Annotated in this window: 18 protein-coding genes; 8 read left to right on the top strand and 10 right to left on the bottom strand. The window is 70.8% G+C overall.

Features of this window, described 5'->3' with window-relative positions; all coding sequences use genetic code 11:
- Nucleotides 1–65: 65 nt before the first annotated feature.
- The gene (locus tag ABZS37_RS06910) at nt 66–2,015 is read right to left on the bottom strand and encodes an amino acid transporter (RefSeq protein WP_355166306.1); all 1,950 of its coding nucleotides are present in this window, start codon (nt 2,013–2,015) and stop codon (nt 66–68) included.
- Nucleotides 2,016–2,320: 305 nt separating this feature from the next.
- On the opposite strand from ABZS37_RS06910, the gene corA reads away from it, so the two are divergent.
- Entirely contained in the window at nt 2,321–3,376 is a 1,056-nt protein-coding gene (gene corA / locus ABZS37_RS06905; protein WP_355166304.1) for a magnesium/cobalt transporter CorA, read from the top strand.
- A 16-nt stretch (nt 3,377–3,392) separates the two neighbouring features.
- Here the strand turns inward: corA and ABZS37_RS06900 are convergent, their stop codons facing one another.
- Together ABZS37_RS06900 and ABZS37_RS06895 are read right to left on the bottom strand one after the other, a co-directional pair.
- Nucleotides 3,393–3,584 (bottom strand): hypothetical protein, encoded by a 192-nt coding sequence (locus tag ABZS37_RS06900; RefSeq protein ID WP_355166302.1) that lies wholly within the window; start codon nt 3,582–3,584, stop codon nt 3,393–3,395.
- Nucleotides 3,585–3,793: 209 nt separating this feature from the next.
- On the bottom strand, nt 3,794–4,309 hold the full coding sequence (locus ABZS37_RS06895; RefSeq protein ID WP_355166300.1) for a 2'-5' RNA ligase family protein: 516 nt from the start codon (nt 4,307–4,309) through the stop codon (nt 3,794–3,796).
- 77 nt (nt 4,310–4,386) lie between these two features.
- Here ABZS37_RS06895 and ABZS37_RS06890 point away from each other — a divergent pair, with 77 nt between their 5' ends.
- A complete protein-coding gene (locus ABZS37_RS06890) occupies nt 4,387–4,896 on the top strand; it encodes a DinB family protein (protein WP_355166298.1) in 510 nt (169 codons plus the stop codon).
- Nucleotides 4,897–4,915: 19 nt separating this feature from the next.
- Here ABZS37_RS06890 and ABZS37_RS06885 read toward each other — a convergent pair whose 3' ends face one another.
- The gene (locus ABZS37_RS06885; RefSeq protein WP_355166296.1) at nt 4,916–5,962 is read right to left on the bottom strand and encodes an NAD(P)-dependent alcohol dehydrogenase; all 1,047 of its coding nucleotides are present in this window, start codon (nt 5,960–5,962) and stop codon (nt 4,916–4,918) included.
- Between the two features lie 162 nt (nt 5,963–6,124).
- Between ABZS37_RS06885 and ABZS37_RS06880 the strand changes: the two genes are divergently transcribed.
- Together ABZS37_RS06880 and ABZS37_RS06875 are read left to right on the top strand one after the other, a co-directional pair.
- A complete protein-coding gene (locus ABZS37_RS06880; protein WP_355166294.1) occupies nt 6,125–6,550 on the top strand; it encodes an SCP2 sterol-binding domain-containing protein in 426 nt (141 codons plus the stop codon).
- Nucleotides 6,547–8,610, top strand: coding sequence for a glycogen debranching N-terminal domain-containing protein (locus ABZS37_RS06875; RefSeq protein WP_355166292.1), 2,064 nt, complete (start codon nt 6,547–6,549; stop codon nt 8,608–8,610). The genes ABZS37_RS06880 and ABZS37_RS06875 overlap by 4 nt, the downstream gene beginning before the upstream one ends.
- A 113-nt stretch (nt 8,611–8,723) precedes the next feature.
- Here ABZS37_RS06875 and ABZS37_RS06870 read toward each other — a convergent pair whose 3' ends face one another.
- Complete coding sequence (locus ABZS37_RS06870) at nt 8,724–9,254, bottom strand: DinB family protein (RefSeq protein ID WP_355166290.1); 531 nt, start codon at nt 9,252–9,254, stop codon at nt 8,724–8,726.
- A 108-nt stretch (nt 9,255–9,362) separates the two neighbouring features.
- On the opposite strand from ABZS37_RS06870, the gene ABZS37_RS06865 reads away from it, so the two are divergent.
- Complete coding sequence (locus ABZS37_RS06865) at nt 9,363–10,280, top strand: DUF72 domain-containing protein (RefSeq protein ID WP_355166288.1); 918 nt, start codon at nt 9,363–9,365, stop codon at nt 10,278–10,280.
- Between the two features lie 34 nt (nt 10,281–10,314).
- Here ABZS37_RS06865 and ABZS37_RS06860 read toward each other — a convergent pair whose 3' ends face one another.
- Nucleotides 10,315–10,686, bottom strand: coding sequence for a hypothetical protein (locus tag ABZS37_RS06860; RefSeq protein WP_355166286.1), 372 nt, complete (start codon nt 10,684–10,686; stop codon nt 10,315–10,317).
- Between the two features lie 164 nt (nt 10,687–10,850).
- Nucleotides 10,851–11,480 carry a hypothetical protein gene (locus ABZS37_RS06855; RefSeq protein ID WP_355166284.1) on the bottom strand — a complete coding sequence of 210 codons (630 nt, stop codon included), beginning with the start codon at nt 11,478–11,480 and terminating at the stop codon, nt 10,851–10,853.
- A 262-nt stretch (nt 11,481–11,742) separates the two neighbouring features.
- On the opposite strand from ABZS37_RS06855, the gene ABZS37_RS06850 reads away from it, so the two are divergent.
- The gene (locus ABZS37_RS06850) at nt 11,743–11,913 is read left to right on the top strand and encodes a hypothetical protein (protein ID WP_184183828.1); all 171 of its coding nucleotides are present in this window, start codon (nt 11,743–11,745) and stop codon (nt 11,911–11,913) included.
- 34 nt (nt 11,914–11,947) lie between these two features.
- Here the strand turns inward: ABZS37_RS06850 and ABZS37_RS06845 are convergent, their stop codons facing one another.
- A complete protein-coding gene (locus ABZS37_RS06845; protein ID WP_355166282.1) occupies nt 11,948–12,811 on the bottom strand; it encodes an alpha/beta fold hydrolase in 864 nt (287 codons plus the stop codon).
- A gap of 104 nt (nt 12,812–12,915) precedes the next feature.
- Nucleotides 12,916–14,172 carry a hypothetical protein gene (locus tag ABZS37_RS06840; protein ID WP_355166280.1) on the bottom strand — a complete coding sequence of 419 codons (1,257 nt, stop codon included), beginning with the start codon at nt 14,170–14,172 and terminating at the stop codon, nt 12,916–12,918.
- Nucleotides 14,173–14,555: 383 nt separating this feature from the next.
- Between ABZS37_RS06840 and ABZS37_RS06835 the strand changes: the two genes are divergently transcribed.
- Nucleotides 14,556–16,685: a DNA topoisomerase IV subunit B gene (locus tag ABZS37_RS06835; RefSeq protein WP_355166532.1), complete on the top strand. Its 2,130-nt coding sequence runs from the start codon at nt 14,556–14,558 to the stop codon at nt 16,683–16,685.
- Between the two features lie 32 nt (nt 16,686–16,717).
- On the top strand, nt 16,718–19,201 hold the full coding sequence (locus tag ABZS37_RS06830) for a DNA topoisomerase IV subunit A (RefSeq protein WP_355166278.1): 2,484 nt from the start codon (nt 16,718–16,720) through the stop codon (nt 19,199–19,201).
- 123 nt (nt 19,202–19,324) lie between these two features.
- Here ABZS37_RS06830 and ABZS37_RS06825 read toward each other — a convergent pair whose 3' ends face one another.
- Nucleotides 19,325–19,960, bottom strand: a complete 636-nt coding sequence (locus ABZS37_RS06825) for an alpha-ketoglutarate-dependent dioxygenase AlkB (RefSeq protein ID WP_355166276.1) — start codon at nt 19,958–19,960, stop codon at nt 19,325–19,327.
- Between the last annotated feature and the right edge of the window lie 59 nt (nt 19,961–20,019).

Below are 20,019 nucleotides of genomic sequence, written 5' to 3'. Positions count from 1 at the left end.
GGTCCGTCGATCGTCCAGTCGATATGACCACGCTCACCGTCCGCGCCCGACGCGCGGCCCGCAGGTCAACCGGCGTGCACGTGCGGGCGGCGCGTCTGGTCGGGCTCCTGGCGGCGCAGGATCTCCCGGGTGACCGAGGCGATCTCGCCCTGCCCGAACGCCAGGTAGCGCAGGACGTTGCGGGTCGGGCCGCCCTCGGTCCACTCGAAGTAGATGTGTGGGCGCCGCCGGCTGCGGTTGCGGATCTCCAGCAGCATGGCGGCCAGCGCGTTCGGCACCGAGGAGCTGGCAAGCCTGAGCACCGGGAAGCGGTCGTGCGCCACGCTGCCGCGCACCAGCAGGCCGGTCTCGAAGTCCGACGGGTCGGTGACCTGCACCTCGACGAAGATGACGTCGCTGTCGTCGGGGAAGTCGTTGTCCGCCACCGTCTGGGCGAGCTTGTCGCGGTACTCGGTGAGGTCGCGCCGCTCCGGCTCGTGCGCGATGAGGCGGATCCGACGCTCGCTCCGCTCGGCGATGAACGCCGTCGCGACCGGGTCGAAGTCGACCCGGTCGACCCGCAGCTCGAAGGCCCGCATCACCCGCGACAGCACCGACACCACGATCATCCCACCGATGAAGCAGGCGGCGATCTTCACACCGTCGGGACGTTGCACCACGTTCGCCGCTGTGGTGTAGACGAACACCACAGCGATGGTCCCGAACGCGACCGTGCGCCCCCGCTGCCCGCGCCGCCGTGCCGCGAGGGTCACCGCTGTCGCCGCCGAGGTGATCAACACCAGAACCCCGGTGGCGTACGCGCCGCCCTGCGCGTCGACGCTGGCCCGGAAGACGACCGTGATCAGGAACGCCACCGTGGTGAACACCAGCACCAGCGGCCGGATGGCCCGCGCCCAGGTCGGCGCCATGCCGTAGCGGGGCAGGTAACGCGGTACGAGATTGAGCAGACCGGCCATCGCCGACGCCCCGGCGAACCAGAGGATCCCGATGGTCGACAGGTCGTACACGGTGCCGAACACCTGGCCGAGGTGCTGGTGCGCCAGGAAGGACAGGGCCCGACCGTTCGCCGGGCCGCCCGGCTGGAACGCCTCGGGCGGGATCAGCACGGTGGTGGTCACGCTGCTGGTGATCAGGAAGACGCTCATGGTGGCGGCGGCGGTGGTGAGCAGCCGACGCGCGCCCCGGATCCGGCCCAGCGGCCGATCCTCCGAGTCCTGACGGTCCCCCCGGATGTGTGGCATCACCGCCACCCCGGTCTCGAAACCGGACAGGCCCAGCGCCAACTTCGGAAACAGCAGCAGGGACAGCGCGACCACCATCAGGGGATCGCCGTGCCCGGTGGTCAGCGTGGTGGTCCAGTCCCCGACCGCGCTCGGATGGGTCACCACCCGCCACAGCGCGTCGGCGATCACCACCGCGTTCAGCGTCAGATAGACCGCGACCAGGACGACGGCGATCCCGATGGCCTCGCCGAATCCCTTGAGGAACACCGCGCCGAGCAGCGCCACGAGCAGCAGCGTGAGCAGGACCTCGTGGCCCTTGAGGCCGCTGGGCCAGAACGGGTTCTCGTCGAGGTGAGCGGTCGCGTCGGCCGCGGACAGCGTGATGGTGATGATGAAGTCGGTGGCCGCGAAGCCGAGCAGCACCAGCACGAGCAGCTTGCCCGGCCAGTAGCTCAGCAGGCGTACCAGCATCGCGATCGAGCCCTCACCGTGCGGGCTCTCCACCGCCACGCGGCGGTAGACCGGCAGCGCGCCCAGCAGCGTCACCAACACCAGCACCAGGGTGGCCACCGGCGACAGCGCCCCGGCGGCCAGCGCCGCGATGCCCGGCTGGTAGCCGAGCGTCGAGAAGTAGTCGACGCCGGTCAGGCACATCACCTTCCACCACGGGTGGTGCCGCTGCTCCCGCGGGCGGACGTGCAGGCCCTGCGGCACGGGTTGCTCCGACCGGTCGTCGAGCAGCCAGCTCCGCAGCCGGTCGGTCCGCCGGCCGGCGCGCCTGTCGACCTCCATCGGCGCTACCCCCGTCGTCCGCCCATGGTCACCGCGAGTATCCGTCGGCGGGCCGGCACCCGTCCGCCGGTGCGCGGAACCCGCCCGCTGTGGGCGTCCGGGCGAGTGGCGCGTCGGGGTTTCGGGCCGGAGGCAGGGGGGAAGCAGCGCCTCCCGGCGCCCACCCCGACCTGCCCCCGTGTGGGCCGGGAGGCCGCCGGACGGGCGGCCCCGGGAAGGGGGGGTGGGTCATGGTCGGCGGCCGTCGGTTTCGCCCGGGTGGTGGTTTCGGCCGCCAACTCGACGAGTCCGAGACAAGGGTTGGCGTGCCGCCACCGACGGAGTCGCCCGCTGCGCCCGCCGGCGGCCTGGTGGACAGCGCGGTCTACATCCGAGGGCACCGTTTCGCCTCACCGTCCGGCCTCGCCGAGACGTACCGCTGCCTGCAGGACCAGGACGGCGCGATGGCCTGGATCGGGTTGTACCGGCCCGACATCGACCAGGTCACCTCGCTGGCCCGGGAGTTCCGGCTGCACGACCTGGCGGTCGAGGACGCGATCAACGCCCACCAGAGGCCCAAGCTGGAACGGTACGGGCACACGCTGTTCGTGGTGCTGCGCGCCGCCCGCTACGACGACCTGCGGGAGGAGGTCGAGTTCTCCGAGCTGCACCTGTTCATCGGGCCGGGCTTCGTGGTCACCGTCCGGCACGGTGAGGCCCCCGACCTGGCCGCGGTGCGACGGCGGATGGAGACCGAGGCGCAGATGCTCGCCCGGGGTCCGGAGGCGGTCCTGTACGCGATCCTCGACGAGGTTGTCGACGGGTACGCGCCGGTGGTGGCCGGGCTGGAGAACGACATCGACGAGATTGAGACCCAGGTGTTCGGCGGTGACCCGAACGCCAGCCGGCGCATCTACGGCCTCAGCCGCGAGGTCATCCAGTTCCAGCGGGCCGCCCGCCCGCTGCTCATCGTGCTCGGCGCGCTGGCCGACGGCGCCGGCAGCGCCAGCACGGACGAGGAACTGCGCCGCTACCTGCGTGACGTGACCGACCACCTGACCCAGGTGGTGGAGCGGGTGGACGGCTTCCGGCACCTGTTGCAGAACATCCTCACCGTCAACGCCACCCTGGTCTCGCAGCAGCAGAACGAGGAGATGCGCAGCCTCACCGCGGCCAGCTACGCGCAGAACGAGGAGCTGAAGAAGGTCTCGTCCTGGGCGGCGATCCTGTTCGCTCCCACGCTCATCGGCACGGTCTACGGGATGAACTTCGTCCACATGCCGGAGTTGAACTGGCGCTTCGGCTACCTGTTCGCGCTGCTGTTGATGCTGCTGGTCTGCGGCACCCTCTACGTGATCTTCAAGCGGCGCGGCTGGCTGTGACCCGCGCGGCCGAGGATCACTCGATGCCGCGCAGGATGTGCCGTTCGTCGTCGAGGTCGTCGTCGCCGGCACCGATCCGGCCGAGCAGGACGGCGGCCGCCCAGATCGTCAGTGGCGTGGCCGCCCCGGTCAGGCCGCCGCCGGTCCGGTCGTCCCGGGTCTGGCTCCGCTCCGCGCGCGGTGGCCTGCGCTGAGCCTGCATAGGCACTGCCCCTTCTCGTCGAAGCCGCCCTCGGCGGCACGAGGTGCGCCCGCGCCACCGCCTGGGTCACCCGCGCTCGGGCAGGTCACCACCGGTACGGCATCCAGGTCGAACCATCCCACGCCAGGCCGCATCACCACCGCTTGTTTTCGGTTTCCCGACTGTCGCATGCCAAACCGGACATTTTCCTCTAGGGTCCGGTCGATGTGGTCGGGTCAGGGCAGCGGGTGGGCGATGGCGCGCGCGTGGTCGGTGAGCGCCGCGCCGACCACGGTCGCGGCCAGCGGCAACACCTCGAGGCAGCGCCGCACCGCGGCGGCCATCAGCGCGTTCGGCACCCGCATGGAGAGCGTGCAGTGCGGCACCCAGCGGCCCGGCTGGTAGTGCTCGGCCAGGGGGATGCCGGCGGCGGCGAGCCGGTCGTACACCATCTGGTGGTGGGTCAGCAGTTCCGGGGTGGGTGCCGGGCCGAGCCAGAGCACCCGCCCGACGAACTGCCCGGCGTGCTGGAAGTCGAGTCGCAGCGGGGCGGCCACGACGGTCCCGCGCAGCGCCTCGGCGACCTGCTCGGGGTTGAAACGGGGCGCCACCGCGAGCGAGACGTGTGGCCGGTGGCGCTGCTCCCACAGCGACCGCATGCTCTGCACGCCCTCGGCCTCCAGCGCGTCCCAGAGCACCCGGATCCGCCGGGTAGCGTCCGGGTCCAGATACAGCTCCAACGCCGCGACCACGTGATCACCGTAGTGGCCGAGGTTTGATCGCCCGTGTCGGCGGTACCTGATCGGAAACCAACCAGGGAGGCGTGCCCGTGGACGTGAGTGACCTGTTGACCGAGACATACGGCCGACTGCCCGATCTCGTCCGGGCGGCGGTCGACGGACTCACCCCGGAGCAACTGCACCGGGCGCCCGGCCCGGGCGCCAACCCGGTCGGCTGGCTGGTCTGGCACCTGACCCGAGTCCAGGACCATCACGTCGCCGACCTGCTCGACGCCGACCAGGTCTGGGTGAGCGGCGACTGGGCGGGTCGGTTCGGGCTCACCGCCGACCCGGACGACACCGGCTACGGCCACTCGCCGGCGCAGGTCGCGGCGGTCCGGCCAGAGAGCGCGCAGGCGCTGATCGACTACTACGAGGCCGTCGCGTCGCGTACCGGATCGTTCCTGACCGGCCTGCGACCGGCGGACCTGGACCGCGTGGTCGACGAGGCGTGGGACCCGCCGGTGACCCTCGGCGTCCGCCTCGTCAGCATCGCCGAGGACGACCAGCAGCACGTGGGCCAGGCCGCCTACGTGCGCGGTCTGATCGAGGTCGACTGACCGGCGGCGTCCGCCGGGCTCACGGCACGATCACGGCCCGGCCCTCCAACGTGCCGTCGCGCATCTGCCGGTACGCGTCGAGGGCGTTGTCGAGCGCGAAGGTGGTGGTCTTCGGCTTGACCAGACCCCGGGCACCCAGCTCCAGCACCTCGACCAGCTCGGGACGGCTGCCCCAGTAGGTGGTCGCGATGCTCACCTCGTACGGCACGGAGAAGAACGAGACCCCCACGGTGCCTCCGCCGATGCCCACGATCGTCAGGTCGCCCACGGTGCGGGCCACCGCCACGCCGAGCGCCAGGGTGGCGTCCACGCCCACGAAGTCGAGCACCACGTCGGCACCCCGGCCCCCGGTGGCCTCCCGGATCTCCTCGGCGGCGGTGGCGCCCGAGGTGACGGTCTGGTCGGCGCCGCACTCCTGCGCCAGCCGCAGCGCCTCGGCGCGGGTGTCCACGGCGATGATGCGGGCGGCCGTGGTGGCCTTGAGGATCTGGATGCCCACATGTCCCAGCCCGCCGACCCCGATCACCACGGCCGTGCTGCCCGGCGGAAGCTTCGGCCAGGACCGCCGGATCGCGTGGTACGGGGTCAGGCCGGCGTCGGTCAGCGGCGCCGCGTCCACCGGATCCAACCCGTCCGGCAACGGCACGATGTGCCGCGCGTCGGGGACCAGCTCGTACTCGGCCATGCCGCCGTCCAGACCGAGCCCACCGCCCCCACTCGGCACCGGGGCGCCAGCCGGGTTCTCGCAGTACGGGTCGACGCCGACGCGGCAGCGGGCGCAGGTGCCGCAGCCCCACGGTCCGAAGACGGCGACGGGCTGGCCGATCGTCAGCCCTGTCACGCCGTCGCCGAGGGCGTGCACCCAGCCGGCGTTCTCGTGGCCCAGGGTGAACGGCGGGTTCCAGGGCATGGTGCCCGGCTCGAACTCGTCCATCAGGTGCAGGTCGGAGTGGCAGGCGCCGGCACCGCCGATCCGAACCACCACCTGTCCCGGCCCGGGCGTCGGATCCGGAACCTCGACCAACTCCGGTTCCGACTTCCACTCCCGCAATCGCAGCGCGCGCATCCGGTTCTCCCATTCTTCTCGGCCTGACCGCAGGCTCCCCACCTCCCCGCTGAGCAAACGGCCCAGGTGAACCCGCCCTGCTGGGTTCGCTCACCCGTTCCGGGTGAACCGGGCTCACCCCGGCGTGGGTGATCCTCCGAGGAGCCGTGGGGAGGGGACCTGATGGGCACGACGGTGGCGCAGTACCTGCAACAGTTGGATCCCGGCCGGCGGCCCGACCTGCCGGAGACCACGGCCGGCACGCTGCGGCTGGACGTACGCGGCGCCGGCTGCACCGATCACTGGTACCTGACCATCGCCGACCAGCACGTCCGGGTCACCCGCTCCGACGATGACGCCGAGCTGATGGTCCGCGCGGACCGGACGGTCTACGACCGGATGGCGAGCGGCGAGATGCACGTGGCCACAGCGCTGCTGCGCAACGAGCTGACCGTGCAGGGCGACCTGCGCCTGTTGATGCTGCTGCGGCGGATCTTTCCCGGGCCGCCCGGCGCCCGTCATCCGCGCGAGCTGGCTCGGGCCGCGATGGATGGGCGGGCCGCGATGGATGGGCGGTTCGCGGTGGACGGTCGGGATGAGCGGTCGTGAGGCAGGAACTGGTGCACGTCATCGCCGGCAACGCGTTCGCGATCAGCGACGCCCAGGGTGACATCGAGGTCGATCCGCGGGCACCCGTCGGTCTGTTCGCGTTCGACACCCGTTTCCTGTCCCACTGGGTGCTCAGCGTCGACGGCGAACGGCTCAACGCGCTCTCCCGCGACGACATGACGTACTTCGAGACCCGCTTCTTTCTGGTCCCGGGCGTGGCGAGTCACTACGTCGACGCCGACGTGTCGGTCATCCGGCACCGCTCGATCCACGACTGCTTCCACGAGAAGATCACCGTGCTCAACCACTCGTCGCAACCCGCCGAGCTCACCGTACGGATGGAGATGGGCAGCGACTTCACGGACATCGCGCAGATCGGGCAGCGCAGCGGGCGAGCCGTCCAGGTCGTCGCCGACTCCGCGGGCCACCAACTCGTGCTGCGCTACGAGCGGGAGCGGTTCGCGCGCGAGACCACGGTGCAGAGCAACGCTCCCGTCGACGTGGACGAGGGGGGCATGACGTTCCGGATCCGGATCGCCCCCGAGGGGCAATGGGAGGCCGACCTGCACGTCAGGATGACCATCCGGGGCGAAGACGGCCAGGACATGCGCGCCGGCCTGCAGTCGCACCAGCAGGCCGTCCGCACGGGAATGCGCGAGGACCTGGCGGACTGGCTGGACCGGGCACCGCACCTGGTGGCCGAGCGGAACGGGCTGGAGGAGACGTACCGGGGCAGCCTGGCCGACCTGGCGGCACTGCGCTACATGCCGCTGTCGCACAGCGAGCGGGTGCCGGTCGGTGGCCTGCCGTGGGCGATGGCGTTGTGCGGGCGGGACAGCATCATCACCTGCCTGCAGACGATGGCGTTCACCCCCGAGCTGACCCCCGCGACTCTGCGGATGCTGGCGATGTTGCAGGGCGGTCAGCTCGACGACGAGCACGACGAGGAGCCGGGCAAGATCCTCACCCAGCTCCGCTACGGCGAGTCGGCCGCGTTCGGCGACCGGCCGAACGCGCTGTACTACGGCGCAGCCGACATCACCCCCCTCTTCGTCGTCCTGCTCGACGAGTACGAGCGCTGGTCCGGTGACGCGGACCTGGTCCGCGAGCTGCGCCACCCGGCTCGGATGGCGTTGGACTGGATCGACGAGTACGGCGACCTGACCGGTGACGGCTACGTGCGCTACCAGCGCCGAAACGAGCGGAACGGCACGATCAACCAGTGCTGGAAGGACACCCCGGATGCGATCGCCGACGCACACGGCCGGCAACCCGCGTTTCCACGCGCCACCTGCGAGTTGCAGGGCTACGCGTACGACGCGAAACGGCGCGGTGCCCGGCTGGCCCGGGAGTTCTGGGGCGACTCCGCGTACGCCGACCGGTTGGAGCGGGAAGCGGCCGAGCTGAAGGACCGCTTCAACCGGGATTTCTGGCTGCCACACCGGGAGTACTACGCGCTGGCGCTCGACCCGTACGGCGAGCCGGTCGACGCGCTGTCATCCAACATCGGGCATCTGTTGTGGAGCGGTATCGTCGCGGACGATCGCGCGGAAGCGGTCGCCGAGCACCTGGTCGGACCGCGATTGTTCAGCGGTTGGGGCGTGCGCACCTTCGCCGCCGGGCAGCGCACGTACAACCCGATGGGCGCACATCTCGGCGCGGTGTGGCCGTCGGACAACGCCCTGATCGCCGCCGGGCTGCGCCACTACCGCCTGGACGCGCAGGCGGCCCGGATCGCGGGCGGTATTTTCGACCTGGCGCAGACGCTCGGTAGGGCAGTGCCGGAGCTGGTCGCCGGCTATGACCGCAGCCTGACGAAGTATCCCGTCCAGTTGCCGTCGGCCGGTCGCCCACAGTCGTGGTCGTCGGGGGCGCTGCTGATGTTGCTGGGCACCACGCTGGGGCTGCGACCCACCGGCGACAACCTGTTGGTGAACCCGGCCCTGCCCCAGGGCTTCGGTCGGCTGGAGCTGCTGGACATCCCAGGTCGCTGGGGCCGCTCCGACGCCTATGCGAGAGACCGAACCACCTACCACCAACCCGGCGGCCGCCTCCGCTGAATCTCCACCCCTGCCCGCCCGCCCACCTGCGCGGTTGTCACATCAGCCCCGGCAGGGACCGGAGGTGACAGGCGAGGTGGGCGGTGCCGGAACGTCGGCGGACGCGGCCCGGCTCAGCCCATGGTCTTGGCGCCGTCGATCGACTCCCGCAGGATGTCGGCGTGCCCGGCGTGCTGGGACGTCTCGGCGATCAGGTGCAGCAGCACCCGACGGACCGTCCAACTCGCCCCCGGCTCGAACCAGGGCTTCTGCGGCAGCGGGTGCGACGCGTCCAGGTCGAGGGTGGCGATCAGCTCGTCAGTCTGGTCGGCCACCTCCTGGAACCGCTCGACCAGCCCGGCGAGGGTCTCACCCGGCACCATCCGGAACTGACCGACCCAGTCGACATCCTCGCGCTGCATCGCCTCCGCGCCGCCCACGGCGAAGAGCATCCAGCGGTGCGCGGTGATGGTCACGTGTTTGACGAGGCCGCCGAGGCAGAGCTCGCTGACAGTGGTGCGGGTGGCCGCCTGCTCGTCGGTGAGCCCGTCGACGGTCTGCAGGAGGAAACCCCGGTGCCGGCGGAGCGCCTGCAGCAGGTCGGCGCGCTCACCGGTGAGCTGCTCCGTGCTGGTCATGGTGTGCCGCCCTTCCTCGATATTCACTCGGTGTCACCGTAGGACGAGGCACCGACACTTCCCGGGCTCGACACGAGGGCGGCGTTGGGTCACCAGCGGTTGCCGATCTCCGCCAACGGCGGTCCACTGAATGACATGGGTGTCATCAAGGTGGGAACGTCGTCCTGGGCGGACCAGTCGTTGCTGCGCTCCGGGTGGTACCCGCGCTCGGCCAACACACCAGCCCGTCGGCTGGGTTTCTACGCCGGCCGGTTCCCTCTGGTCGAGGTGGACACGTCCTACTACGCCATCCCCGCACCGGAGACCACGCAGGGCTGGGTCGACGCCACACCGGACGACTTCACCTTCGACGTCAAGGCGTTCAGCCTCTTCACCGGTCATCCGACGCCGGTCGCCGCGCTGCCCCGGGACCTGCGCCCGGCCGCCGGCCCGAGCCGGATCCGCCGCCGCGATCTGCCGGAGCCGGCGTACGACGAGCTGTGGGCCCGGTTCCGCGCGGCCCTCGACCCGATCGCGGGGGCCGGCAAGCTGGGCTCGGTGTTGTTGCAGTTCCCGCCGTGGCTGGCACGCGGCGCCGCGGCCGAACGTCGGATCGTCGAGCTGGCGCAGCGCTGCCGGCCGTGGCGGGTCGGCGTGGAGCTGCGGCACCGGTCCTGGTTCGACGGCCCGGCCGCGGCGGACACTCTGGACCTGCTGCGCGCGCACGACCTGTCACTGGTCTGCGTCGACATGCCACAGGGGCATCCGTCGTCGGTGCCACCGATCCTGACCATGACGGCGGAGCCGGCGATCGTCCGCTTCCACGGCCACAGCGACGCCTGGCGCGACGGCGACAAGCAGGAGAAGTTCCGGTACGCGTACGCCGAGGACGAGCTTCGGCACTGGGCCGGGCTGCTGGCCGATTTCGCCGGTCCGGCGGACGACCTGCACGTGCTGTTCAACAACTGCTGCGCCGGTCAGGCCCAACGCGACGCCACCCGGCTGGCGCAACTGCTCACCGAGACGATGATCGCCGATCGGGCTGTACCGGCCCCGGCTGCATCGACCGGCTGACGGCTACGCACACGCCCGCCAGCCGGGAGGGGTGTCAGGAGCGCCGGCCCCGGCTGCGCAGGGCGTCCTGGGTCGACTCGCCGATGTCCGCGTCGTCGGGGAAGGTCCGGCCGCTGGGTGCCGGGTCCGGTGGGGCGCCCGGCCCGGCCATCGACGTACGGGTCGGCTCCACCGAGCCGAAGCCGTGCCGGCCCGCCGGGTCTGACCGGCCCGTCGGGGCACCCGCGCGCCGCTCCCCGCGCCGCCCCTCGGGCACCGCGGTCTCCTCGCTGCCCTCGTCCATCGGCGAGTCCTCGTCCGTGCCCCAGGGCGCGTCGGCGTCGAAGCCGTCGCCGGTGCCCCACGGCTTGGTCGCCTCCGGTTCCAGCCGGTCGTTGTCGCCGCCGCGTCCCTTATGTGCCGTCATGGCCACCCCGCTCGTCGGTCCGCCGCTACCGGCGGTCGTTGTGCAGTCCTCGGGCCGTGCCTGCCCGCTGTCGCCGCGCGACGTTCGTCGTCACGCCGGTGATCGCACAGGCCGGCCAGCGCCCCGCCGTCGAGGTGGCGGTGGGACGCCGACCGGCCCGACGCTCAACGTCCGGACATCGCCATCGGCCGCTTGCCGTTGCTCATTCCCGCCATCTTGATCATGCTCATCGGGGCACTCTTCATCCCGCCGGCCCGACCGAGAAGCCCCCGGAACACCTGGCCGGGCTTCTGCTGCTCACCCATGTACGCGGTGACCACGACCAGGGCCCCGGTCAGCGCCGGGATGGCCCACTGGAGCAGCTTCATCTGCCGCTGCGAGGAGGCCACGCTCGCCGGGGTCTGGTGGTTCGGCTCAGTGGTGCCGTTCACCGGTGGGCCGCCCGCCTTCTGCAACCGCATGCCGAGCAGACGGCTGTAGCCGGTAACCGCGAGCGCGCCGATGGTCAACGCTGTCTTGATCGTGCTGGCTCGGGCCACCCCTGACTGCGCGGCCACACGCGGGCTCTCCGTCACCAACTCGCCGACCGCGCCAGCCAGGTGGGCGCCGATCGCCGCCGCGTTCACCGGGGTCCACTTGGACCATCCGGCCGAGGCGATCGGTAGCCGCTGAGTCGAGTCGCTGATTTTCGTCGCTGCGCCGTTGACGCCGAGCGCTCCCATCAGGGAGCCGCCAAACCAGGCCGCCAGGCCCAGATCGTGCATCGAGCGCAGTGCGGTATGCCGTTCGGACATGTGATCCCCTTCCGCCGTGTCGGGCGCAGCGGCTTACCCGCCGGTCGGGCGGCTAACCCCGTGCCGGGCGGGCCGATCCGCGCCCCCCGGGCACGATCCACTCCATTTCCGCGACAAGGGGGTATCGCGGATCCGTGATACCTCTACATCGGCGATACGGTGTCGATCATGATCACGGCTGGACGTGCCGCTTCGCCACTGGCAGGAGTCGTTCGCGCGGTGGCGGGTAGATCCCGAGCGACGCCGACGAGAGGGGAACGCGATGTCGCAGCCGGACGAGAGCCGGGAGAAGACCCCCAAAACGGACGCGGTGCTCATGCACCCCGACAACGATCCACACAAGAACACCGCGGAGGTCGCACCGCGCAAGGATCACGCGGAGATCCAGGTGGAGCGCGACGGCGAGCTGGTGCCGCTGGACCAGGACGAGTGAGCCGACCGTCGTACGCCGACCGGCCGGTACGACCTCAGCGGGGCGGCAGGTCGCCAGCGAAATCGGCGATCCGCCGCGCCAGCGGGGCGCCCGCGCGGACCCAGGTGAAGTGGTCCAGCGCCGCGCCGGCCTGATCCACTGTGTACCGTTCCCGGACCAGCGGGGCTGCCGTGAGTTTCGCGCAGAGGTGGTCCATTGTCTCGTGCGGGGTGTACTGGTCGTCATCCACGCTGACGGCCAGCACCGGTGTCCGCACCGCGCGTACCGCCGCCTCGGTGTCCGTGCCATTCAGCTGGGGGAAACGGCCGGTCCGCGCGGTGTACGCCCAGTCGCGGATCACGCCGCGCGCCTGCCGGCCGCCGAAGCCCCAGCCCGGCCAGACCCCGAGCAGCGCCGCGGTGGCGGCGATCCCCTGGGTGTACGGCAGCACGCCGAGGCCACGCCGGCCCGGGTAGCTTCGCCAGTAGGGGATCCCGACCGCGACCAGCGCCAGCCCGTCCACGGCGTCGGCGCCGTGCAGGGCGAGGTGCAGCAGCGTGGCCTGACCGCCGAGTGAGTGCCCGAGCAGCAGCCGGGTGCGGCCGTCCAGTCGTGGCTTGAGCGCGGCCAGGACGCTGCCGACGTCGTCGGCCAGCTCGCTGTAGCCGTGCCGGTCGGCGCGACTCGGCGCGGGGGTGCTCGCCCCCGTGCCGCGCAGGTCGGCGACGACCACGGCCAGCCCGGCGGCGCGTAGCGCGGCGGCGAACGGCCGGTAGTAGCGGGCACGCACCCCCATCGCCGGCCAGATCACGACCACCGGCGCACCGGCTGGACCGGCCGGTTCCGGATAGATCTGCACCCCGAGCCGACCGCCGGCGATGTCGACGAACTCCTGCGCGTACTCCGGGTCCCCGTTCACCGGCCCAGCTTACGGCCCGAGGTTACCGACGGGTATCCGCAGGTGAGGTCGGACGCGACGGAGGGCCCCGCCGGGTGGCGGAGCCCTCCGAAGGGCGACCCGGGTCAGGAGACGGAGATCGTCCCGTTGCTGGCCCGGACACAGGCCACCGACCGTGCGCTGGTGACGGCCGCGCCGGCCAGGCACTGGCCGAGCACCTGGTGCCCGGTGGCGTTCGGGTGCCACGACTCCTGGCAGGTCTGGAAGTAGCTGACGCAGGTGTTGGCGATCCGCTGAATGTCGATCTTGTCCTTGCCGGAGAGGCTCGTGACGAAGGTGCCGGTCGCGCCATCCTGCAAGCGGATCGGGGTGGCCAGCGAGCCCGTCGGGCTGGTCGTCGACTCGCAGAGCCGGGCGCCGTCGAAGGCCCGCTGCACGTTCAGGTAGACCAGGTCGTCGGCGGGGAACTCGGCGGCCAGCGTGTCCCGGGTGGTCTTCACGATGGTGCCCAGACCCTGCGAGAAACGGTGCCCGGGGGCGAGGCTGGCCCGGTGGATCGGGCAACCGGCCGCGTACCGCTCGGCCCCGAGGTCGCGGAACTTGTCCCGGGTGTCGTCCCGGCTGTCCTCGGTGTGGAACGCCGGGTTCAGGTCAAACGGCAGCGGGTTCGTGTAGTCCTGGAAGACCACCCGGTGTTGCCCGTCCGCGTCCACCTCGTCGAGGGTGGTCAGCAACTGGCGTACCGCGGCGGTGGTCTCCGCGGTCGCGGCGCTGACCTGCGCGGGGGTGGCCAAGTCGGCGTCGGTGCACGGCTTCTGCTCCACCGGGCCGCCCAGGTACGCCCAGAACTCCCACCAGCCGGTCCAGGCGTCGGCGATGAACCGATTGGCGCACTTCTCCGCGACGCTGCCGAAGGTGAACGAGCTGTTGTTGGACCCCAGGCCGATCAGCACCAGGTCGATGTCCTGGGTCTGCGCGACGGCGCGGAGCTGGGCGAGCTGCGCGGCCACGGTGCGGCCGTTGGTCCGCGCCTGCGAGGCGTTGGCGATGTCGTGTGGCTGGCCGCCGGAGCAGGCCAGGTTGAACCGGTTCTGAATGCCCGGCAGGTTGGCCTTGTTCAGCGAGGCGTTCGCCGAACGGTGGCAGAAGTACGCGTTGTTGTTGGCCGCCGTCCAGCCGGGGAAGCCCTGGGCGACACCGTTGACGTCGACCACCGGGGTGTACGCCCCGGCGCCCTCCCCGCTGATGAAGCTGTCTCCGAGCGCCACCGCGGCGGTGGGCAGTGCGGCGGTCGCGGGTGCGGGCAGCGCGACGGCGGTCGACAGCGCGGCCATGGCGATCGTGAGTGCCGCGGCGAGCGCGGTACGCCGGAATTTGGGCATGGGACTCCCATCCATCGAAAGATGAAAGATTCTCTGAGAGCGAGATCACATCACCTCCGTGCGACGGGCGTCAATGGCCCGTAACACCATCGTTCGATGAAAGACACGCACGCGGACCTCCGGGCCCGGGTGCCACCGCAACGCGTTCGACTTGCCGGCGCTCCGCGTCCTGCTGCTGAAACCCGTCGGTACGACCGGATCCGGCACCTGCTGCCACGCTTGGATCTCCCCGGCGTGACCCGCGGTGATCATCAGCGGGGCGTAGGACGGTGTCGAGGCTGCTCCGGCCCCCGGCGTACTGTTTTCTGGCTCACGTTCGAGGGCTGACGCGCGGCGGGTCGCGTAGGTCCTCCGGGAGTTGTCCGAGCCTCGGGCTAGGCTCGCTGCGGCGCGCCACGCCGGCTGATGTCGCCGGTGACCGGCTGCACACCGCCGAGACCGGGGAGTACGACCAGTTGACCGCAGAGCCTGACACCCTGTACGGGGCCGATGACCTCACGCACCTTGAGGGGCTGGACGCTGTCCGCAAGCGGCCCGGCATGTACATCGGTTCCACCGACAGCCGTGGCGTGGGTCACCTCGTCAACGAGATCCTCGACAACTCCACCGACGAGGGTGTCGCCGGTCACGCCGGCAGCGTCGAGGTGACGCTGCACGCCGACGGCTCGGTGCGCGTCGACGACGACGGCCGGGGCATCCCGACCGACGTGCACGCCAAATCCGGCATCTCCGGCGTCGAGCTGGTGCTCACCCGGCTGCACGCCGGCGGCAAGTTCGGCGGCTCCGGCTACAAGACCTCCGGCGGCCTGCACGGTGTCGGCGCCTCGGCGGTCAACGCGCTGTCCCACCGGTTCGACGTGACCGTCCGTCGGGCCGGCAAGATCCACGCGATGTCCTTCCGGCACGGCGTCCCGGGCATCTTCGACGGCGACGGGCCGGACGCGCCCTTCACCGCCGGCCCCGGGCTGCAGGTCGTCGGTGCGATGAAGCGCGGCCAACGCACCGGCACCTCGATCCGCTGGTGGCACGACGCCCGATACTTCGAGACCGGTGCCGCGCTCGACGTCGAAGCGGTCCGCACGAAGCTGCGCAACACCGCCTTCCTCGTCCCCGGCGTGACCTACCTGCTGCGTGACCTGACCGGCGAGGCGCCCACCGAGGAGCGGTTCCACTACCCCAACGGGCTCAGCGACATGGTGGAGTTCCTCGCACCGGCCGGCGACCGGCCGGTCTCCGGCACCCTGCTGGTCAACGGCGAGGGGACCTACCGGGAGAACGCCGCCGACGCCAACGGTGTCATGCAGTCCAACGTGCAACGGCGCGCCGAGGTCGAGGTGGCGTTCCGGTGGGGCACCGGCTACGAGCGCACCGTCGAGTGCTTCACCAACACCATCCGCAACGCGCACGGCGGCACCCACCGCAAGGGCTTCGAGCGGGCCCTCGTCCGCACCCTCGCCGACGCGATCCGCAACACCCGCGGCCTGCTCAAGGCCAAGGAGGAACCGCCCACCCTCGACGACGTCCTGGAGGGGATGACCGCGGTGGTGCACGTGCGGATCCCCGAGCCGCAGTTCACCTCGCAGACCAAGGACGAGCTCTCCACCACCGGCATCACCAAGGTCATCCAGACCCTGGTCGACGCGCACATCAAGGCCTGGCTGGAGGACAAGCGCACCAAGGCCGAGGCGCGCACCGTCCTGCAGAAGATCGTCGACGCGGCCCGGGTGCGACTCACCCAGAAGCAGCAGAAGGACGCCGCCCGGCGCAAGACCGCCCTGGAGGGCGCGTCCATGCCGCCGAAGCTGGTCGACTGCCGGGCCACCGGCATCGACCGAAGCGAGCTGTTCATCGTCGAGGGCGACAGCGCCCTCGGAACGAGCCGGATGGCCCGTTCCTCGGAATACCAGGCGTTGCTGCCGATCCGGGGCAAGATCCTCAACGTGCAGAAGGCCAACCTCCAGCAGGTTCTGGACAATGTCGAGTGCGCGGCGATCGTCCAGGTCCTCGGGGCCGGCTCGGGGCGTACGTTCGATCTCTCCTCGCTGCGCTACGGTCGGGTGCTGATCATGGCCGACGCCGACGTGGACGGCGCGCACATCCGTACGCTGCTGATCACCCTCTTCGCGCGGTACATGCGCCCGTTGATCGAGGCCGGTCGGCTGTACGCCGCGATGCCGCCCCTGCACAAGATCACCACCAAGGGGCGTAACCCGCAAACGGTCTACACCTACACCCAGGCCGAGATGGAGGCGACGGTCCGCAAGCTGGAGAAGTCCGGCAAGCAGATCGTCACGCCCATCCCACGCTTCAAGGGCCTCGGTGAGATGGACGCCGACGAGTTGTGGGACACCACGATGAACCCGGCCACCCGAGCCGTCCGCCGGATCACCCTCGACGACGTCGACGCCGCCGAGCGGATCCTCGAACTGCTGATGGGGGAGAAGGTCGAGCCGCGCCGCAACTGGCTCATCGACTCCGCCGACCGGGTCGACCGGGATGCGATCGACGCATGAGCACCGGTCTCGTTCAAGGGGATAGCTGAGTCATGGCACGCCGTAAGGAAAACAAGGTCGATCTCTCCTCGTTCGACCAGGCCGGCGCGCGGGTCTTCGACAACCCGCTGGTCACCGAGGTCTCCGACTCCTACCTGGAGTACGCGTTCTCGGTCATCCACTCCCGTGCCCTGCCCGACGCCCGTGACGGTCTCAAGCCCGTGCACCGGCGCATCCTCTGGTCGATGTACGAGCAGGGCTACCGGCCGGATCGTGGGCACGTGAAGTCTGCCCGAATTGTCGGCGATACAATGGGAAAGTACCATCCGCACGGTGATACGGCGATCTATGACGCTATGGTCCGCCTCGCGCAGGACTTCTCGCTCAACGTGCCACTCATCGACGGGCATGGAAATTTCGGATCCCCAGATGATGGACCGGCAGCATCGAGATATACCGAAGCTCGGATGTCCCGCGAGGCGATGCTGCTCGTCGGTGAGCTGGGCGAGGACACCGTCGACGTCGAGCCCAACTACGACGGGTCGCTGACCCAGCCGACCGTGCTGCCGGCCGCCTTCCCCAACCTGCTGGTCAACGGCGCGTCCGGGATCGCGGTCGGGATGGCCACCAACATGATCCCGCACAACCTGGCCGAGGTCGTCCAGGCAGCCCGCTGGCTGATCAACCACCCGGACGCCACTCTGGACAAACTCATGGAGTTCGTCCCCGGCCCCGACCTGCCCACCGGTGGGGTGCTGCTCGGCCTGGACGAGGTGCGCCGGGCGTACGAGACCGGGCGCGGCGTGGTGCGGATGCGCGGCAAGGTGGAGATCGGCCCGATCGAGGGCAGCCGGGGTCGTCAGGCGATCACCGTGGTCGAGCTGCCCTACGGTGTCGGCGCGGAGAAGGTCATCGCGGCGATCACCAACGAGGTCACCAAGACCAAGCGGCTGACCGGCATCGCCGACGTCAAGGACCTCACCGACCGGGAGAGCGGCACCCGACTCGTCGTCGAGTGCAAGGTGGGGGTCAACCCGCAGGCGCTGCTCGCCGACCTCTACCGGCTGACCCCGCTGGAGCAGTCGTTCGGCGTCAACAACCTGGTCCTGGTCGACGGGCAGCCGCGCACGCTCGGGCTGAAGGCGCTGCTGGAGGTCTTCCTGGCCCACCGGTACGAGGTGGTCACCCGACGTACCTCGTACCGTCGTCGCAAGCGCCAGGAACGGCTGCACCTCGTCGACGGTCTGCTGATCGCTCTGCTGGACATCGACGAGGTGGTCCGGCTGATCCGGGGCAGCGACGACGCGCAGGCCGCGAAGGACGGGCTGATGAGCCGGTTCGGCCTCTCCGACATCCAGGCCACCTACATTCTGGACACTCCGCTGCGCCGGTTGACCAAGTTCGACCGGATCGAGCTGGAGGCAGAGCAGGAGCGGCTGCGTGCCGAGATCGCCGAGCTGAGCACGATCCTCGACGACGAGCGGGTGCTCAAGAAGCTGGTCTCCGACGAGTTGGCGGCCGTGGTCAAGCAGTTCAGCACCGAGCGGCGTACGACGCTGGTCGACGGCGATCTGAAGGAGGTGCTGGCCGCGTCCATGCCGGCCGGTCCGCTGGAGGTCGCCGACGACCCGTGCCAGGTGATTCTCTCCGCGACCGGGTTGGTCGCGCGCACCGCGGCCGAGTCGGAGGAGAGCGCCGAGGGGCGCCGGCGCAACGGTCGGGTCAAACACGACACGGTACGCGCGATCGCGCACTCCACCGCCCGTGGTCGGGTGTTGCTGCTGACCAGTGCCGGTCGGGCCTTCAAGGTCGACGTTCTGCCGCTGCCGGTGCTGCCCGAGCAGGCCGGCACGGTGTCGCTGCGGGGCGGTATGTCCGCGGCCGAGCTGGTGCCGTTGGCGACGGGGGAGACCGTCGTTGGTCTGGCTCCGCTGGGCGGGCAGGCGGAGGGCTCACCGGGGCTGGCGCTGGGCACCCGGCAGGGCATGGTGAAGATCTGTGCGCCGGAGTGGCCGGTGCGCTCCGACGAGTTCGAGGTGATCGGTCTGCGCGACGGTGACGAGGTGGTCGGGGCGACCTGGCTGGCCGACGGCGCCGAGACGCTGACCTTCGTCACCTCCGAGGCGTCGCTGTTGCGCTTCCCCGCAGCGCTGGTCCGTCCGCAGGGCCTCAAGGGCGGTGGCATGGCTGGGATCAACCTGCCCGCTGGAGCGCGGGTGGCGTTCTTCGGCGCGGTCCGCACCGACGACCCGGGGCATGGCGAGCCGATGGTGGTCACCTCCACCGGGGCGACGGTCAAGGTGACGCCGTTCAAGGCGTACCCGGTGAAGGGCCGGGCGACCGGCGGCGTGCGCGCGCACCGCTTCCTCAAGGGTGAGACGGACGTGGCGGTCGCCTGGGTGGGTCCGCGCCCAGTCGGCGCGACCGGCACCGGCGACCCGGTAGAGCTGCCCACGGCGGACCCACGCCGCGACGGCTCCGGCTTCGCGGTGATGCTCGGCCCAACGGTGGTAGGCCACCTGATCGAACGCGACTAACCCCCCGCCCCCACCCGGGGACCGGTCCCGCCCGGCCGCCCTCGTTGATCATGAAGTTTATTGCCGCGACACACGGGAGTTTCCGGCAATAACTTCATGATCAACTTGGTGGGGCGGTGGGGATCAGGCGACGTTTATGGGGCGGAACTGGACGCTTACTCGGGGGCCTACCGGGCGGGTGGTTTTCGGGATGGCATGTTCCCAGGTGCGTTGGCAGGAGCCGCCCATCACGATCAGGTCGCCGTGGCCCACGGGGAAGCGCAGGCTGTCGCCGCCGCCGCGGGGGCGCAGCAGCAGTGGTCGGGGTGCTCCGAAGGAGACGATCGCGACGATGGTGTCGGTGTGTGCCGAGCGGCCGATGGTGTCGCCGTGCCAGGCGACGCTGTCCCGTCCGGAACGGTAGAGGCACATGCCGGCGGTGACGAAGGGCTCGCCCAGCTCGGGCGCGTAGTGCCGGGTCAGCTCCGCTCGTGCCGTGGTGAGCACGGGGTGGGGGAGTTGCCGGTCGCCGCCATACCAGCAGAGCAGGCGGGGCACGTCGACCTCGGTGTCGTACATGGTGCGCCGCTCGGCACGCCAGGGCACCTCGGTGAGCAGGGTGTCGAGGACGGTGTCGGAGCCGCGCACCCAGCCGGGGAGGTGGTCGACCCAGGCGCCCCGGCTGAGCTGGTGTCGCCGGATCTGGCCGGGCAGTGGCCCCAGGGTCGGCCCGGCGTCGGCCAGGTCGAGCATCGACGGCTGGTAGGCGGCCTGCGTCATGCGGCCACCCTAGCAGCACTTTCGTACACCCGTGCTATGCCTGTGCCACGCGCATCCCT

The organism is Micromonospora sp. NPDC005413 (assembly GCF_040606435.1).
Classification (GTDB): domain Bacteria; phylum Actinomycetota; class Actinomycetes; order Mycobacteriales; family Micromonosporaceae; genus Micromonospora.
Note: the sequence above shows the minus strand (reverse complement) of the source record. Positions and strands in the feature narration are given on the sequence as shown.